Genomic DNA, 17,545 nt, shown 5'->3' with positions numbered 1-17,545 from the left:
CAGGCAGCCAAGCGGCCAGGCGGCCAGGCAGCCAGGCAGCCAAGCGGCCAGGCAGCCAAGCCGGTTGGCTGGCCCTTTGGAGCTGATGCCGTAAACGAATCGCGCGTTGATGTCGCCAACGATTCAGCTCCAAAGGGCGGCCGGAGCAATCCGGGCGGCGAGAGCGACCAGTGGAGCAGGAGGATGAAACTGGCTCGCGTGCTGGCGGGGTGTGGGGCGATGATCTCGCGGTGAAGATGCACGCGGATCAGGTCGACGTCGCCGTGGACGCGGTCGCCGCGCTGGTGGCCGAGCAGTTTCCCCGGTGGCGGGGCCTGCCGGTCCGTCCACTCCCCTCGGCCGGCACGGTCAACGCGCTGTTCCGCCTCGGCCCCGATCTCGTGCTGCGGTTTCCGTTGCGGCCGAGCGCCTATCCGGATCTGCGCGGCGAGCTACGGAGGGAGCAGGAGCACGCCCGGATGCTCGCCGCGCACCTGCCGGTCGCGGTGCCCGAACCGCTCGGGCTCGGTGAGCCGGGCGAGGGGTACGCGGGGTCGTGGGCGGCGTACCGGTTCATCCCCGGCCAGACGGCCGAGCGGGACCGGGTCGGCGACCTCGACGCCTTCGCCCGCAGTCTGGCCGACGTGGTGACGGCTCTGCGCGGCATCGACACCGGGGGGCGGTCCTGGACGGGATCCGGTCGGGGTGGGCCCCTGGCCGACCAGGATGCCGGTGTGCGGACCGCGCTGGCCGTCAGCGGCGCACTCACCGACACCGCCGCGCTCGCCGCGGTGTGGGACCGGTGCCGGCACGCGCGCCGGGACGATCCCACCGACAGGTGGATCCACGCCGACCTGATGCCGGGCAACCTGCTGTGCCGCGACGGTCGGCTGGTCGCGGTCATCGACCTGGGCACGGTCGGCGTGGGCGACCCGGCGGTGGACCTGATGCCGGCGTGGAACCTGCTCGACGCAGGGTCTCGGGAGACGTACCGGCGGGCGTTGGACGTGGACGACGCGACCTGGGAGCGGGGGCGCGGCTGGGCCCTGGCGCAGGCGATCAACGCGCTGCCGTACTACGTCGAGACCAACCCGGTGATGGCCGACATCGCGCGGCACACCTTGCGGGCCGTACTCGACTGAGTCGGGTCGCGTACCGTCGGCGTCGTGGGTGAGGGCGACGGCCGGGAGTGGCGGGATCGGCAGCGGCAGGCGGTGCTGGCGCACGCGGCGGCCGACGCCCGTCGGCGGGATGCCGAGCACGCCGAGGCCGCGAAGATCGTCAGCTGGTTCGTGGCCGAGGCGAATCGACGAGGGCTGCGGCCGACCCGGCTCGTCGCGCGCTCCTACGACGGTCGGGGCCGGTACCGGACCCGGCTGTTCGGCTGGTACGTCGACCAGGCCCGCAGTCGGGCGGTCGACGTGGACGGTCGGTTCCACCTGCTGACCGTGCCGGGAGGTCTACGAGCCCGGCTGTTCGGCGCACAGACCGAGCCGAGCCCGGCGCCATTGATCGTCGGCGAGGGCGGCCGGGACGGGGAGTCGATCCCGCTGCGGATTCTGCTCACCCGCCGGCTCGATGCCGGTTCTGACGGCTGACACCCGCGTCACGTCACCACTCCGGCCGCCCATGGGGTGGCCGACGCGCCACCGCTCGACGGACGAGACAGTCCGCGCAACGAACCCGGACTGCCTGCTGAGCGCACCCTCGCGCGGCCCGCCTCGTTGATCCGCAGCGGAACCATACCGGACGTTGGCCTCGATTCGACGTCAAAAGGGAACAATACTCTATTTCTGGTTGGGACGATGACGCAGACACGAAGCCGACCGATGGCCCCAGCACGGGCGGCGTCCTTCCGGGGCGACATAGAAGGGCTGCGGGCTCTCGCGGTCATCCTGGTACTCGCGGGTCACGCCGGAAGTCAGTTCGTTCCCGCCGGCTTTGTCGGCGTGGACGTCTTCTTCGTGATCTCCGGATTTCTGATCACCGGTCTGCTCGTCAATGAACTCGACAGCACCGGGCGTATCTCGCTGCTCGGCTTCTACGCCCGACGCGCGAAACGGCTGCTGCCCGCCGCCGGCCTGGTGCTCCTGGTCACCCTGCTGCTCACGTACCTGTTCCTGCCGAGGGTGCGTTACTCGAACACCGCGTGGGATGTGGTGAGCAGCGCCCTGTACGTGATGAACTGGCGGCTCGCCGAGCAGTCCGTGGACTACATGTTCGTCGATCAAGCCCCCAGCGTCCTGCAGCATTACTGGTCACTCAGCGTCGAAGAGCAGTTCTACCTGATCTGGCCGCTGCTGTTGCTCGGGTTGGCCGTCCTCGGCGGCCGGCGACGGCTGCGCCGGGGCGTGCTGATGCTCGGGTTCGCCGTCGTGGCCGTGCCGTCCTTCGCCTGGTCGATCTATCTGACGTCCACCGATCCCGCGCCGGCTTACTTCGTGACCACCACTCGGCTCTGGGAGCTCGCGCTTGGCGGCGCGGTGGCCATCGCCGGCGGCGTTCTGCATCGCACCCCGCGCGTGCTGGCGGTCCTGCTCGCCTGGTCCGGCCTCGCCGCCGTGGTCGCCTCGGCGTTCCTGCTGGACGCCACGTCGGCGTTCCCCGGGTACGTCGCGTTGCTGCCCACCGGCGGCACGGCGGTGATCATCGCGTTCGCGGTGGCGGCCGGACGCGCCGGGCCGGCAGGGCTGCTCGGGCTGCCGCCGATGCGCGCGGTCGGCGCGCTGTCCTACTCGCTGTACCTGTGGCACTGGCCGCTGCTGGTCATTGCCGACTACCGGTTCGGTGAGCTGAGCGCGACCGCGCGCCTGGCCGTGGTGACGGCCTCGGTCGTGCCGGCGGTCCTCACCTACCACTTCGTGGAGAACCCGATCCGCCGGTCGCAGACGCTGCAATGGCAACCGGCGCAGGCGCTGCGCGTCGGGGCCGTCTGCACGGGCGTGGCCGTGATCGCCGGGCTCCTCTTCCAACTCACCGTCTGGCCCGCGGCACAACCGCCCCCGCCCGTCTCGGCGCTGCCAACGGTGGCTGGGCCCAGCCCATCAGCGGACGCGGCGCCGGTCGGGCCGGCCGGCGCCGCCGTCCTCGGCCAGTCACCCAGAGGAGACAAAGCGGGCGAACCCGTCGACCAGGTCGCGTCCATCGTTCCGAACCCGTTGGTAGCGCCGAAGGACCTGCCGACCACGGCGCGAACCGGCTGTCACGTCCAGCAGAACAGCAGTACCCCGCTGACGTGTGTCTACGGCGTCCGAGACGCGACCTTCACCGTCGTCCTCGCCGGCGACTCCCATGCCGCACAGTGGCTGCCCGCCCTTGAGGAGGTCGCCGCCAAGCAGAAGTGGCGGGTGGTCTCACACACCAAGTCCTCATGCCCGTTCCTCAAGGCGGAGGTAGCGCTGGCGGGGCGGCCGTACGAGAGCTGCACCGAGTGGAACCGGCGTGTCCGCGACCAGCTGCGCGCCGACCCGCCCGAGCTGTTGCTGGTCAGCAACTCGCTCTATCTGCCGGTGCGCGACGGAAAACCGATCACGCAGCGGGTCAACGAGACGTTGGCGGACGGTTTACGCGAAACCTGGCAGGAGATGACCGAGGCCAGGATCCCGGTGGTGGTGCTGCGCGACACGCCGTACCACCGTCGTGACCCTGTCGAGTGTGTCTCGGCCAACCCGGACAAGCTCACCCGGTGCGCCCCGTCCCGCGCGGAGGTGCTGGCGGCCGGTGGGGGCGTCGCTCAGGAGCAGGCAGCCGAGGGTCAGCAGGGCGTGCATCTCGTCAACCTCAACGACGCGATCTGCCCCACCGACCGCTGCGCCGCCGTCATCGGCGGCGTGCTGGTCTACCGGGACGGCAACCACCTCACCGCCACCTACTCCCGGACGCTGGCGCCGCGGCTCGACAGCGCGCTCGCCGCCGTGCGCAAGCGCGGCAGTTGACGCGCCGACTGGCCAACAGTTTGGGCCGACTGGTCGACAGTTTCGCGCTGGAGAGCCGTTCCACCCCACCACCAGCTGACACCCGTGTCTTCCCGTCCCGGTCTGCGTTGTTCCGACGGGATCAACACCGACTGTGATTGTTTGCGCTATATCGCACTCGTGTGGCTGGTAAACCCATAAGTGGCGTTTGTCCGAGCAGGAGGTGGGGAAGGTGCCGGTTCCTGGCGTGAGTACCGTCGAAGGTCCTCGGCGGGGGGTTCGACCCGATCGCGGCAAGCGGGTGATCGACGTCGTCGCGGCTGTCATCCTGCTCGTACTGCTCGTGCCGGTGATCGCCACGGTGGCGCTACTGATCGCCGTCGGGTTGGGGCGTCCCGTGCTGTTCCGGCAGCTCCGCACAGGCCGTCACGGCGTGCCGTTCGAGCTGATCAAGTTTCGCACGATGCGTGCGCCCGACCCGCGCCGCGGCCTCGTCGAAGACGGCGACCGGCTGACGCCGCTCGGACGTTGGCTGCGTGCCACCAGCCTCGACGAGCTACCCACGCTCTGGAACGTGCTGCGGGGCGAGATGAGCCTCGTCGGCCCTCGCCCGCTGCTGCCGGAGTACCTGCCCCGCTACTCACCTCAGCAGGCTCGCCGGCACGAGGTGCGTCCGGGCGTTACCGGCCTGGCCCAGGTACGCGGCCGAAACGGGCTGAGCTGGGAGACGAAGTTCGACCTCGACGTGGAGTACGTCGACACCCGCTGTCTCGGACTCGACCTGACGATCCTGGCCGCGACGGTCCGCACTGTGCTGCGCCGGGAGGGGATCTCGGCCGCCGGTGTGGCCACTGCTCCGACATTTCTCGGCAGTCCGGGCGGTGCCACGGCCTCGTTGCGGACCGTCCCGACGGGGCTTCGCACCGCGGTGACGGTACGGCAGGGCGAACGCCGATGACGGACAGAGTGCACCTCTCCCATCCCGATGTCGGGCCCCTGGAGGAGTCGTATCTCATCGCGGCGCTGCGGTCCGGCTGGGTCGCACCCGTCGGTCCCGACCTGGATGCCTTCGAGAACGAGGTCGCCGCGCGGGTCGGCACCAACGGCGCGGTGGCGGTCAGCTCGGGCACCGCGGCGCTGCACCTGGCCCTGCTCGGGGTGGGCGTCCAGCCCGGTGACGCCGTCGTCGTCCCGACGCTGACGTTCGTGGCCACCGCGAACGCCGTGCGCTACACCGGCGCCCGGCCGGTCTTCGTCGACTGTGACGCGCGCACCGGCAACATCGACGTGCCGCTCTTGACTGAGCTGCTGCACCGGCTGCGCGCCCGCGGCGAGCGAGTCGGCGCGGTCGTGCCTGTCGACATGTTCGGTAGCTGCGCCGACTACCCGGCGTTGCTGCCGGTGTGTGGGGATGCGGGCGTGCCGGTCGTCGAGGACGCGGCGGAGGCGCTCGGGGCGACAGAGCACGGCCGGGCGGCCGGCTCGTTCGGTCAGGTCGGCGCACTGTCGTTCAACGGCAACAAGATCATAACGACGTCCAGCGGCGGGATGCTCGTCTCCGACGACCTGTCGCTGCTGGCCCGCGCCCGACACCTGGCCAGCCAGGCCAGGGAGCCCGTGACGCACTACGAGCACCGGGAGACCGGCTACAACTACCGCCTCAGCAACCTGCTGGCCGCGCTGGGCCGGGCCCAACTTGCCCGGCTCGACGGAATGATCGGTCGCCGTCGCCTGCTGCGGGACCGGTACGCGAAGCTCTTCGCCTCGGTGCCCGGCGTGGAACTGGTCGGCGCCGAGGACGTCGAGTCCAACTGCTGGCTCACCGTCATCCGGGTACGGCCGGATAGCTCCGGTTGGCGGGCCGCCGATCTCGCCGCCCACCTCGCCGCTCAGAACATCGAGACGCGGCCGGTGTGGAAGCCGATGCACCGACAGCCCGCGTACGCCGACTTCGAGAGCCTGCTCACCGGGGCGGCGGACGATCTCTTCGCCGAGGGGTTGACCCTGCCCAGCGGCAGCGGCCTCACCGAGCAACAGGTCGCCACCGTGTTCGGCGCGATCGAAGGGTTCCTGGCCGTTCGGACGGGAGCGACCTGCGGGTGACGCCACTGGTCATCGTGGGCTGCGGCGGCCACGGCCGGGAGGCGCTGGCCATCGCACGGGCGGCCGCGCTCGCCGGAGGGCCACAGTGGGACCTGGTCGGTTTCGTCGACGACCGGCCGTCGGAGGAGAACCTGAAGCGGGTTCAGCGCCTGGAGGCGCCGTACCTGGGTGGGCTCGCGTGGCTACGTGACGCGCCGGCGGATCTCCACCACGTCATCGGGATCGGCGACCCACAGGTGCGACGAGCGGTCGCCGCGCGGGTCGACGCATACGGCACGCCGGCCGGGAGCCTGGTCCATCCGGACGCGACGCTCGGGCCGGACACGCGGTACGGGCCCGGCCTGGTCGTCTTCGCCGGTGCCCGGATCACCACCAACGTGACAGTGGGCCGGCACGTGCACCTCAATCAGAACAGCACGGTGGGGCACGACTCGGTGCTGGCCGACTTCGTCTCGGTCAATCCACTCGCCGCGATCTCCGGTGACTGCCACCTGGAGGAGGGCGTGCTGGTGGGGACCACGGCGGCGGTGCTGCAGGGCCGCCGGATAGGCCGGGACAGCACCGTCGGCGCTGGCGCCTGCGTGGTGCGGGACGTACCCGACGGAGTGGTGGTCAAGGGCGTACCGGCGCACTGAGCTGGTCGGTCCGCAGCTCCATCTCCGGCCGTTTACTCCGCAAATCATTCCATAGAAGTGTAAAAAGGATAAAGAGCCTCAAACCCCCTGCTCTGCGGGGCCAACCGGTCGGAGACGGGAGTCAGACATGCCGCAGGACACCGAGAGGACCGAGCCTGCCGAACAACGGGTCCGTCGGGTCAGGGCGCGCCGCCGCGCCCTGGGTTTCCTCGCCACCGACACCGCAGCCTGGGTGGGTGGCTTCGTCGCCGCCGTCTGGACCCGCTACGAGTTCCACCCGCCGACCGGACAGCTGAGCCGCGCGGCCAGCATCGGCGGTGTCGCGGCGTTGATGTACGTGGCGATCGCTGCGGTACGCCGGCTCCACTCGGGCCGGCACCCGCTCGGCAGCCTTCAGGAGGTGCGGGGGCTCGCCGGTAACGTCGCCACCCCCATCGCCATCCTGCTGATCGGGCTGCTGCCGTCGGCCAACCGACCGGTGCCGGCCAGCACTCCGCTGATCGGCGGAGCACTGACGCTGCTGCTGATGCTCGCCGCCCGCTCCGCGTACCGGCACCGGCACGACCTCGCGATGCGGCCCGACGTGCGCTCCGCCACGCCGGTGCTGCTGTTCGGCCTCGGTGATGCCGGTCAGGGGCTCCTGCGCGCGATGCTCGGCGATCCACGCGGCCGGTACCTGCCGGTCGGCGCGCTCGACGACGACCCCGACAAGCGCAACCTGCGCTTCGGTGGCGTCCGCGTGCTGGGCGGCCGGGCGGACCTCGCCGAGGCGGTCCGCCGCACCGGCGCCACCACCGTCATCTTCTCGGTGGCCAGCGCCGACGCCGCGCTGATCCGCCAGATCCGCGAGGCCACCCTGCAGACCGGAGCGGCCTTCAAGGTGCTGCCGCCGGTCCGCGAACTGGTCGACCACCGGATCACCGTCACCGACGTACGGGACGTGCAGATCAGTGACCTGCTGGGACGTCGGCAGGTGGTCGGCGACCTCACGCTGAACGGCGACGGTCTCGCCGGTCTGCGGGTGCTGGTCACCGGCGCCGGCGGCTCGATCGGTTCGGAACTGTGTCGTCAGGTCCTGAAGACCGACCCCGGCGAGCTGATGATGCTCGACCGCGACGAGTCCGCCCTGCACGCCCTACAGATGTCGCTGAACGGGCGGGCCATGCTCGACGGCCCCGAGCTGATCCTTGCCGACCTGCGCGACGACGAGCGTGTCCGGCGCATCATCCGAGAGCGTAGGCCGGACGTCATCTTCCACGCCGCGGCGCTGAAGCACCTCACGCTCCTGCAGCGCAATCCCGGCGAAGCGGTGATGACCAACGTGTGGGGCACTCTCTCGGTGCTGGACGCCTGCCGCGACGTCGCCAAGTTCGTCAACATCAGCACCGACAAGGCCGCCGACCCGATCAGCGTGCTCGGCTACTCCAAGCGCATCACCGAACGGTTGACCGCGCACGCCGCGGGCCGGTTCCCCGGCACCTTCCTCAGTGTCCGCTTCGGCAACGTGCTCAGCAGCCGCGGCTCGGTGGTCACCGCGTTCCAACGCCAGATCGAGACGGGCAGTCCGTTGACAGTGACCCATCCGGACGTCACCCGCTACCTGATGACGCTGGAGGAGGCGGTACGGCTGGTGCTCCAGGCCGCCGAGATCGGCCGGGACGGAGAGGCCCTCGTACTGGACATGGGCGCGCCGGTACGCATCGCCGACCTGGCCAGGCAGATGGCCGAGCAGGCCGACAGTCGGGTGCCGATCGTCTACACCGGGCTTCGGCCCGGCGAGAAACTCCACGAGGACCTGCTCGGCACCGGCGAGGTCGACGACCGTCCGCTCCATCCGCTCATCTCACACGTCACCGTGCCGGCACTCGACCCGCTCGACGTGGGCGGACTCGACCCGTACGACGACGCGGAGAAGCTGATCGCCCACCTGGCGGCGCTGTGCACCCCGGCAGGCACCAGGGAGGGAACGATCCACGTGCCGCTGGCCCGGTAGGGCTGTGTCACACATGCAGCGGGCCGGCGACCTTGGTCGCCGGCCCGCTGCGTGTCCCGCCGTTCAGCGGCGGATGCCCGCCCAGTCGTGGTGCCGGCGGACCGTGGACAGGACGAAGTCGACCACCCGGCGGGACGTGTCCCGAACCTGGTAGTCGACCGGACAGGGGACTCCCTCGGCGCGGACCTGGTCGACGGTCACCTGGATCGCCTCCACCACACCATGCGGGTCGAGACCGGTCATGATGATGCCGCCGGCGTCCAACGCCTCGGGGCGTTCGATCGACTCCCGCAGCGTCACCGCGGCGAAGTTGAGGATCGCCGACTCCTCGCTGATCGTGCCGCTGTCCGACAACGTGCAGTAGGCCTTCGTCTGCAGGTGCACGTAGTCGAGCAGACCGAACGGCTCGTGGAAGGCGATCCCGTCGAGCGCCGCCGCGCCGGGCGCCAACGACTCCAGCCGTTTGCGGGTCCGGGGGTGGGTGGACACCAGGACCGGGAAGTGCCAGCGGTCACGAACAGCGCGGAGGCATTCCAGCAACCGGGCCAACCGGTCCGGGCTGTCCACGTTCTCCTCGCGGTGCGCGCTGACCAGGAAGTACCGGCCCGGCGTCAGCTCCAGCTGCCGCAGGATCGCGGAGGCCTCGATGTCCGTCCGGTAGTGCTCGAGCACCTCTCGCATGGGTGAACCGGTGTGCAGGATCCGGCGCGGGTGCAGCCCTTCGGCCAGCAGGTTCCGCCGGGCGTGCTCCGTGTAGACGAGATTGAAGTCGGCGACGTGGTCCACCAGACGTCGGTTCGTCTCCTCCGGCACGTTGAGGTCGAAACAACGGTTGCCGGCCTCCATGTGGTAGACGGGTACCCGCAGCCGGCGGGCCATCAGCGCGCCGATGCAGCTGTTGGTGTCACCGAGCACGAGCAGCGCGTCCGGCCGAAGCTCAGCGATTGCCTCCTCCACACCGACCAGCACGCCGCCGAGCACCCGACCGAGCGTCGAGGTGTCCACGCGCAGGAACCGGTCCGGCTCCCGGATCCGCAACTCCTTGAAGAAGATCTCGGACAACGAGCTGTCCCAGTTCTGGCCGGTGTGGACCAGCACGTGCTCCACCACGTCGTCCAGCCTCGCCATCACGCGCGAGAGCCGGATGATCTCCGGCCGGGTACCCACCAGCGTCATCACACGGGTCATGGCCGTCCTTTCCCTGCTGCCACCTTCGTCAGAATGTCCTCGAACTGGTCGACGCCGACCCGCACACACATCCGCTCCTGGTAGGCCAGGCGTGCTCGCTGGCCCATCGCGGCGCGGTCGGCCGCGGCCGTGTCGGCCGCCTGCCGCATGCGGTCCGCGAGCGCCGCCCAGTCCCCCGGTGGGCAGACCAGCCCAGCTCCCGCCGAATCCACCAGAGCGGCGGCGTCCCCGCCCAGCGCGGCGATCACCGGAGCGCCGCAGGCAAAAGCGGCCTGCAGCTTCGACGGGACGGTGCCGCGTAGCGCCGGCAGATCCCGCAGGCACACCAGCTGCCAGTCGGCCGCCGCGTACAGGTCTGCCATCTCCGTCGGGGCGCGGCGACCAACGAAACGGACGTTGTCAGCGTTCAGCTCGGTAGCGAGCCTGCGGGCCTCGTCCTCGTAGGCACCCGATCCGACCAGAACAAGGTCCACCCGGTCCCGGACGGCGGACGCCGCGCGAATGGCCGTGTCCACGCCCTGAAGCAGACCGAGGTTGCCGGTGAACATCACCGTGCACCGGTCCCGTCGTCCGAGCGTGGCGCGGGCCGCGTCCGTCGGTGCCACGGGCCGGAACAGAACGTCGTCGGTCCAGTTCCACACCACACGCACGCGGCTCGGATCGGCACCCCGCTCCACCACGAGGGCTGCCATCGCCGGTGAGATCACCACGATCGCGGCCGCCAACCGGTAGGCCGACCGCATGAGGACGTCCAGACCACCCGCCACCGCTCGTCCGGCGAGACCGGTCGGGGACATCCCGGAATGCAGGACTGAATCAGGCCACATGTCCTGCACGTGCAGGACGATCGGGGTACGCCGGGCGGCCCGGACGAGCGCTGCCGCGGCGACCGCCGTGGGCGGCGGATGGTAGACGTACGTGACGTCGACCCCACCGAGCCAGCTCGGGCCGGCGAGCGCGCTACTCAGGCCGAAGGTGAGGTGGCTGGCCGCTCGGCGCAGCGCCGACGTGTCGTGGCTCGGGTACGCGGGCACCCGTCGCACCGCGACGGCGCCCTGCATCTCGACATGCCGCCAGCGTTGCCGCCAGCCCGGGTAGAGCCGCCCGTGCGGATAGCTCGGGTAGGTGGTGAGCACCCGGACGTGGTGGCCGCGCGCGGCCAGGTGCTGTGCCAGGTTGCCGGGGATGAACACACCCTCCGGCGGATACCACTGGCTGACCAGGCCGACCCTCACGCGGCGACCACCGCGGGTTTCGGAATCCGCGACTCCACCGGTTCGGGCCAGGTGTCCGGACGCGCCGGGTCGAACAGCTCGTTGGTCCAGAACAGGGTGACCAGTTCGTCGTCGCCGATATTGACCAGTTTGTGCACCCACATGGTGGGCATGTCGACGGCGACCGGCGCGTCGCCGGAGACCGGAAAGCGCACCACGTCGGTGTCGCAGACCCGACGCAGGCTGATCTCCGCGGTGCCGCGCAACACCACGAACCGCTCCACCTTCGCCAGGTGGAAGTGCTCGCCCCGGGTAACGCCCGGGTGACTGGTGGAGCTGAACGTCTGCCCGGCGCCGCCGTGCACCTTGACCGTCTCCACCAACTCCCCGCGGACGTCGGCGCGGCGCGGCAGTACCAGCGGGTAGTGCGTCGGGAAGCAGTGCGAGCGGTAGGTGTTGAACAACCGCACGAGATGCCGGTCAGTCAGGACCGGGATCTCGCCGGTGCGGTAGGTGGCGGCCAGCCCGGCCAGACGTTCGGCCAGCTCACGAACGCCGAGCCGCAACGCCGGCATGGCCGGATCCCAGGAACCACCCGCCGGCACGCCGACGAGCCGGGCCGCGGCGTCGGTCACATGCACCAGCGCGATCTCACGATCGGTGTGGACGTCCGGCTGCCCACCCTCGGCGAGCACGCGGCAGAACGTCGCCACCGCCGAGTTGTAGTGCGGGCGGCCGTGCTCGCCGTAGAGGTTGGACAGCAGCACGTCGTCCAGCGGCACCCGGGCGTCGGCGAGGATCCGCGCGGCGTCCGCCTTGGCGTCGCCGTACGGTGTGCCGTTGCCGGCCTGCACCGAGTTCGCGTACACGACGCAGGTCGGCGGATCCGCGGCGGCGCGTAGGCCGGCGGCGAGTTGCGCGGCGATGCGGCGGTTACCTTCGGCGACCTCTGCCGGATCGCCGCGGTTCACGCCGGCGAGGTGCAGCACCCGGTCGACACCGCAGAGCTTGGCACCGACCACCCGAGGGTCGGCCAGGTCCGCGCGCGTGATGATTACCGGCTCCGGCCAACCGAGCGCCCGCAGGAGCACCCGCACGTGCCAGCCGAGGAATCCGCCGGCCCCGGTCAACGCGAGTCTCAGCACGCCAGCACCGGGTCCCGCAGGGCCAGCTCGGCGCGGACCTCCGGCAACCTCTTCAGCAGTTCGATGATCTCCGGTACGCCCAACCGAGGCGCATTGGACGAGTTGAAGTCCTCGACGGGCCCTTCGTCCAGCTCTCCCTCGGAGACGTAGAGCGAGTAGTTCAGATCGCGGGCGTCCAGCGGCACCCGGAGGAACTCGCCGAAATCCTCCGCCTGCGTCAGCTCCTCCCGGCTGGCCAACGTCTCGTCGAGCTTCTCGCCGTGCCGGACGCCGATGACGTCCAGCTTCGCCGGCACGTTGAAGAGTTCGCAGACCGCTTCGGCCAGGTCACCGATGGTGCAGGCAGCCGCCTTGCGGATGAAGATGTCACCCGGGCGGGCGTGTTGGAAGGCGTGCTCCACCAGCTCCACCGACTCGCCGAGGGACATCAGGAAGCGGGTCATCGTCGGGTCGGTGACTGTCGGTGCCCGCCCGGCCTTGATCTGCTCGATGAACAGCGGGATCACCGAGCCGCGGGAGTACATGACGTTGCCGTACCGGACGCAGGAGACGGTGGTGGCGCTGTTCGGATTGTTGCGGGCGTGCGCCTGCGCGACCTTCTCCATCATCGCCTTGCTCATGCCCATCGCGTTGACCGGGTAGACGGCCTTGTCCGTGCTCAGCACCACCACCGAGCCGACACCGTTGCGCTCGGCTGCCTCGACGACGTTCGCGCTGCCGAGGATGTTCGTCCGCACCGCCTCGAGCGGAAAGAACTCGCAGGAGGGCACCTGCTTGAGGGCAGCCGCGTGGAACACGTGATCGATGCCACGGCTGGCCCGCAACACCGAGTCGTAGTCGCGTACGTCCCCGACGTGGTAGCGGACGCGTTCGTCGCCGAGGAGTCGGCGCATCTCGTCCTGCTTGGCCTCGTCCCGGCTGAACACCCGGATCTCAGCGACGTCCCGATCGAGAAGTCGGCGGACCATCGTCCGGCCGAACGAACCCGTTCCGCCGGTGATGAGGACCCGCCGTCCGGTGGTCAAAAAAGTCACTGTCGCTCCGTTCGTTACTGGTGGCTCGCGTGCAGCCGGCCGCTGCCGGCGGTGTCGATGGCCGCACTCGGCCCAACGAGCGAGCAGGATGCTTCGAAACGTCACCAAAAGGGCTAATGTCGACACACCAGGCGGGTTCAGGTGCCGGTGCCCCGAGCATCCGCCGCCAGTACCGGCTCACGCACGCCCGGGTCGGGTTGCTGGGCGCCGTCGCGCCGATGCCGCCGGACCAGCAGCGAAGCGTACGTGGCGAGCAGGACGGTCAGCGCGATCTGACCCACCCCGTACGACCAGGCGGCGCCCTGTGCGCCGAACGGGCCGGCTGTCACACAGACCCCGACCAACTGCAGCGACACCGTGCCGACCGTGCAGATCCCCACCACGTTCTCGTGGCCCCGGGCCTGGAGGAACGTCGCGAGTGGCTGGTTCACCACCACGACCGCGGCACCGATCGACAGCACCACCAACACCTCGGCGGACTGCCGGTAGGTGTCACCGAGCACCAGTGAGACCGCGGTGGGTGCGAGCAGGACCAGAACGGCACACGTGACGACTGCTCCGCAGAGAAGCCAGAGGGATCTGCGCACCGCCTGCAGCGCGACCCGGGAGGAGGGCGCCTGGGCGATGGCGGGTGCGGCGGCGGACGAATATGCCTGGGCGAAGAACTGGACGGGCTGGGTCCAGCGGGACACCGCGCTGTAGATGCCCGCCTGCGCGCTGCCGCCGGTCGCCGCGAGCAACGTGACGTCCAGCGAGGTGGCGCTGACGGCCAACGAGAACCTGCCGTACCCCGCCGTCGCCCGCCACGGTGCGGTCAGGCCGGTGGGCACCCAGCGAAGTCGGCGTGGTCCGCCGAGCAGGATGCCGGCAGCCAATGCGGCGAACGCACCGCCGACCAGTGACCACCACAGCGTCGGCAGCGCGCCGACGCCGGTGGTCACCAGGAGCACGACCGCCAGGACGAGCGCCACCAGGCGCTCCAACAGGAGAACCGCGGCGACCTTCAGCACCCGACGGGTAGCTCGTAGCGGCACGACCACGCCGTTGATCGCCGTCCGGCTGAGCAGGACCAGGGCGACCACCAGACCGAGTTCCGGCCACGGAGTCGCCAATGCCGCTACCGAGATGACGAGTGCGCCGGCGACGGCCACGGCGAACAGCACCCGCAGCCGATTCCAGTAGCTCTCCTCACTGATCCGACCAGCGGCGAGTTCCCGCACCGAGAAGGCGTTGAAGCCGAAGTCCACGACTCCGACCAGCATCCCCCCGATGCCCATCGCGCCGGCGGCCATGCCGAACGCGGCGGGTCCCGCCCGACTCGCGACCAGCGCGACGAGGACCGCGTACAGCGCCTGGGAACCGGCTCCCGCGACGACCAGGGTCACGGTCTGAGCCGCGAGGCCGCCGCGGCCGATCATGACAGGAACGCCTCGACGAACGCGTCGCTGCCCAGGTCCACCCGCGGTGCAGGCGCCGGCGCGGCCATCGCCTTCTCCATCAGCCCCGTCACGGACTCCTCGGTCAGCGGCCCGCAGAGGCTCAGCCCGAGATGCTGCGCCCAGGTCACCAACTGGTCGGACCCCGCGACGACCACCTGCCGTCCCGCTCGAATGCCCTTGACCATCATCGAGTTGGGCTGGTCGCTGGAGTACGCCACCATGACACAGTCGCTCGCCTGCACCGCGCAGTTGATGCCGTGATCGGTCTGCACCCGGTCGTCCAGAATCACCGGCAGCCCCGCGGCTCGGGCCCTGCCGAGCAGCGGTTCCACCTCCGCACGCACCGACGGATCCAGTTGCCCGCACACGAACAGGGCCACCGGCCGGTCCGCCAGTCGCAGCAGGCAGCGGAGCACCAGGGGCAGGTTCTTGCGGGCCGACACCTTGCCCGCCACGAGGAAGACGAACCGGTGCTCGGGGAGACCGAGCTCGCCGCGCAAAGCAGCCGGGTCCTGGTCGTCCGCGTCGAAGAACACCGGGTCGGGCGCGACGGCCGGACGAGCCTTCCGACCCGCTTCCGAGTGGTCCGACAGGTACAGCAGCCGGACACCGGGGAGCCGTTCGGTGCGCCGCAGGATGAGATCCTTCGCCTTCAACCGGGCCCGCACCAACGGCCGGTTGTCGGTGTTCCAGCGCGGGTCCTGAGTGACCAGTACGACGATCGGCGGGCCCGCCGGCCAGCCCCGCATCCCGAGGCGCAGCGCGAACCGGTCGCCGTCGGGAACCAGGACCCGGGTGCAGCCGTACCGCCTCGCCTGGCGGCGCAGACCGGTGACGGTCAGCGACGGATCCGCCAGCGTCACCTGTCGGCAGCGGTCGGCCACGGCGGCGAGGTGCAGCCGATGCTCCGTGGACCGGAGGCCGGGCCGGGTGAGGGCGAGCACCACGCTGTCGCCGCGGTCCAGAGCAGCGGCCGCCAGGAGCCGGACGTACATCAACCGATGCCCCTCGTGGTCCTGCGACACGATCAGTACCCGTTCAGCCATTCTCGCCGCCTCCTTCCCCCGAGCCGGGCCAGCACTAGCGGACGGCGTCTGTCGCCGGCACCATCCACGCGTTGAAGTCGCGGCTGAACACCGTCGTGCAGGCGTCGACACCCAACCCGGGCTTGAAGCCCCAGAAGTCCAGCCGGCCGAAACCCTGAGCGGTCAGGGCGTCGTCCGCCGGACGTGTCGTCGGGCGATCGGTGTCGTCGAGCACCACCAGTCCCGAGGGCGTCAGGTACTCGTGCGCCAGGCGGGAGCAGGTCGTCCGCGCCATCCCGTCGATGATGATCACGTCCCAGGGTGCGCCTGCCTCGATGGCCCGTACGTAGGGGGCGGCGCCGTCCGCCTCCCACCAGGTCCCGTCGCAGGGCACGTGCACCACCCGCCCGTGGCGAGGCTGCGGGACCCGGCGGAACCACTCGGCGTCGTGTTCGACGGCCACGATCTCCCGCACCCGCAGCGCGTCGGCGAACCATGCGGTCGAGGAGCCCGCACCGTACTCGAACACGCGGCGATCGGCGCCGACGTGCGTGGCGAGCCAGTGCATCGCCGCGTAGGTCAACCAGGGGCGTGGCCCGCCGTCCGACCCGCTCGGCGCCCCGCCCGCGACCGACCTGTGCCAACCCTTCGCCCGCAGGGTCGACAGCACCTGCAGCGAGGTCAGCACCTCCCGGCCGCTGCGTGGTACGCCGGGCACACGCGCGCGAACCCTGTCCAGCACCGACGGACGTCTCATCGAACTCAACACCTTTCGTTCTCGTACTCCGGCACGGGGCGTGCCCTTCTCGAAGTCACCTGGGCGCCCATCGCCACGAGGTCAGCGGCCATGGCCGGGCCGGCATTGAAGGCCGGGGTCGCCGGCACGCGGATCCGGCGGAGACCTTTCAGGTCGCGGGCCTCGACGAACACCTCCGCGAGCCGGTCGGCCGCACCTGCGGGAAACACCCAACCGTTGTCCGTGGTGACGCGATCGGCATGACATCCGACGACGTCACTGACGGCGACCCGCACGCCGTTGGCCTGTGCCTCCGCGACAACGAGACCCCACGGCTCGTAGCGCGACGGCAGCACGAAGAGATCGGCCGCCGCGAAGATCGGGCCGAGCTCGTCCTGCGGCAGCGCGCCCAGGACGCGGATGCGCGGATCAGCGGCGGCGGCGTGGTCGACCAGAGGTCGTTGCGGCCCTTGTCCCACGATCACCAGCCGCGCCGCGGAATCGGCGAACAGCGCGAAGGCGGACAGCAGGGTATCCAGTCCCTTGGCAGGTGCGAGTCGCCCCACGAACAGGATGACGAGACCGCCGCCGAGGGCGTGCCGGGTCCGCAGCGCCGCGGCCTGCTCCTGGCTCGCGACGGGGGGCCTGGGCAGACCGAACGGGATCAGGTGTCGGTTGCCGAAGCCGTACGCCGCCCAGTACCGGTCGTTCTGCGCTCCCACGGTCCACACCCGGGCCCGCCGTCCGAAGATCGCCTGCAGCAGCAGTCGCTTTCCCCATCGTCGCACTGCGGGCCGTCGCCGCTCGTCGAGCCAGTTGCTGTCGGACCGGAGCACCACCTGGGCGCCGCGCAGCCGGGCGGCGAGTACGGCGAGAACGTTCGCGAGCCGGGCGTAGCCGAAGCAGCAGACGACTCTCAGGTCGGAACGGAGCGCGGCACGCACCAGAGTCACGCATCTCGACGCCGCCCCGCCATTGACCACCTCGTGCGGATGAGCCGGCACGGCCGCGCCCCAACCACGACCCGCGTCGCCCCGGTGATAGAGAGCGTGCACGTCCAGACCCGTGAGGTGCAGATGGTCGAGGACCGGATTCCGGTAGGGAGTGGGCACCTCCACTATGAAGAGCACCTCCGCCACG

Annotated in this window: 15 protein-coding genes; 7 read left to right on the top strand and 8 right to left on the bottom strand. The window is 70.6% G+C overall.

Annotation, left to right across the window (positions count from 1 at the left end; genetic code table 11):
- Window positions 1-236: 236 nt before the first annotated feature.
- From O7614_RS11970 to O7614_RS11940, 7 genes are all read left to right on the top strand, one after another.
- Window positions 237-1,121, top strand: coding sequence for an aminoglycoside phosphotransferase family protein (locus O7614_RS11970; RefSeq protein ID WP_278142230.1), 885 nt, complete (start codon window positions 237-239; stop codon window positions 1,119-1,121).
- Between the two features lie 24 nt (window positions 1,122-1,145).
- Complete coding sequence (locus O7614_RS11965) at window positions 1,146-1,577, top strand: hypothetical protein (protein ID WP_278138530.1); 432 nt, start codon at window positions 1,146-1,148, stop codon at window positions 1,575-1,577.
- Between the two features lie 36 nt (window positions 1,578-1,613).
- Window positions 1,614-3,914, top strand: a complete 2,301-nt coding sequence (locus O7614_RS11960; protein WP_278138529.1) for an acyltransferase family protein — start codon at window positions 1,614-1,616, stop codon at window positions 3,912-3,914.
- 226 nt (window positions 3,915-4,140) lie between these two features.
- The gene (locus tag O7614_RS11955; protein ID WP_278138528.1) at window positions 4,141-4,851 is read left to right on the top strand and encodes a sugar transferase; all 711 of its coding nucleotides are present in this window, start codon (window positions 4,141-4,143) and stop codon (window positions 4,849-4,851) included.
- Entirely contained in the window at window positions 4,848-5,996 is a 1,149-nt protein-coding gene (locus O7614_RS11950; RefSeq protein WP_278138527.1) for an aminotransferase class I/II-fold pyridoxal phosphate-dependent enzyme, read from the top strand. Before O7614_RS11955 ends, O7614_RS11950 begins: the two co-directional genes overlap by 4 nt.
- Window positions 5,993-6,631 (top strand): acetyltransferase, encoded by a 639-nt coding sequence (locus O7614_RS11945; RefSeq protein ID WP_278138526.1) that lies wholly within the window; start codon window positions 5,993-5,995, stop codon window positions 6,629-6,631. Before O7614_RS11950 ends, O7614_RS11945 begins: the two co-directional genes overlap by 4 nt.
- A gap of 127 nt (window positions 6,632-6,758) precedes the next feature.
- Complete coding sequence (locus O7614_RS11940) at window positions 6,759-8,624, top strand: nucleoside-diphosphate sugar epimerase/dehydratase (protein ID WP_278138525.1); 1,866 nt, start codon at window positions 6,759-6,761, stop codon at window positions 8,622-8,624.
- Window positions 8,625-8,687: 63 nt separating this feature from the next.
- On the opposite strand, the gene wecB is transcribed toward O7614_RS11940, so the two are convergent.
- From wecB to O7614_RS11900, 8 genes are all read right to left on the bottom strand, one after another.
- Window positions 8,688-9,812, bottom strand: coding sequence for a UDP-N-acetylglucosamine 2-epimerase (non-hydrolyzing) (gene wecB / locus O7614_RS11935; RefSeq protein WP_278138524.1), 1,125 nt, complete (start codon window positions 9,810-9,812; stop codon window positions 8,688-8,690).
- Window positions 9,809-11,047 (bottom strand): glycosyltransferase family 4 protein, encoded by a 1,239-nt coding sequence (locus tag O7614_RS11930; RefSeq protein WP_278138523.1) that lies wholly within the window; start codon window positions 11,045-11,047, stop codon window positions 9,809-9,811. Before O7614_RS11930 ends, wecB begins: the two co-directional genes overlap by 4 nt.
- Window positions 11,044-12,171: a capsular biosynthesis protein gene (locus O7614_RS11925; RefSeq protein WP_278138522.1), complete on the bottom strand. Its 1,128-nt coding sequence runs from the start codon at window positions 12,169-12,171 to the stop codon at window positions 11,044-11,046. The genes O7614_RS11930 and O7614_RS11925 overlap by 4 nt, the downstream gene beginning before the upstream one ends.
- Window positions 12,165-13,205, bottom strand: a complete 1,041-nt coding sequence (locus O7614_RS11920; protein WP_278138521.1) for a polysaccharide biosynthesis protein — start codon at window positions 13,203-13,205, stop codon at window positions 12,165-12,167. Before O7614_RS11920 ends, O7614_RS11925 begins: the two co-directional genes overlap by 7 nt.
- Window positions 13,206-13,342: 137 nt before the next feature.
- Window positions 13,343-14,623 (bottom strand): oligosaccharide flippase family protein, encoded by a 1,281-nt coding sequence (locus tag O7614_RS11915; protein WP_278138520.1) that lies wholly within the window; start codon window positions 14,621-14,623, stop codon window positions 13,343-13,345.
- Window positions 14,620-15,690 (bottom strand): hypothetical protein, encoded by a 1,071-nt coding sequence (locus tag O7614_RS11910; RefSeq protein WP_278138519.1) that lies wholly within the window; start codon window positions 15,688-15,690, stop codon window positions 14,620-14,622. The genes O7614_RS11915 and O7614_RS11910 overlap by 4 nt, the downstream gene beginning before the upstream one ends.
- A 34-nt stretch (window positions 15,691-15,724) precedes the next feature.
- A complete protein-coding gene (locus tag O7614_RS11905) occupies window positions 15,725-16,426 on the bottom strand; it encodes a class I SAM-dependent methyltransferase (protein ID WP_278138518.1) in 702 nt (233 codons plus the stop codon).
- A gap of 5 nt (window positions 16,427-16,431) precedes the next feature.
- On the bottom strand, window positions 16,432-17,544 hold the full coding sequence (locus tag O7614_RS11900) for a glycosyltransferase family 4 protein (protein ID WP_278138517.1): 1,113 nt from the start codon (window positions 17,542-17,544) through the stop codon (window positions 16,432-16,434).
- Window position 17,545: the final 1 nt, after the last annotated feature.

The organism is Micromonospora sp. WMMD961, from assembly GCF_029626145.1.
GTDB lineage: Bacteria > Actinomycetota > Actinomycetes > Mycobacteriales > Micromonosporaceae > Micromonospora.
Note: the sequence above shows the minus strand (reverse complement) of the source record. Positions and strands in the feature narration are given on the sequence as shown.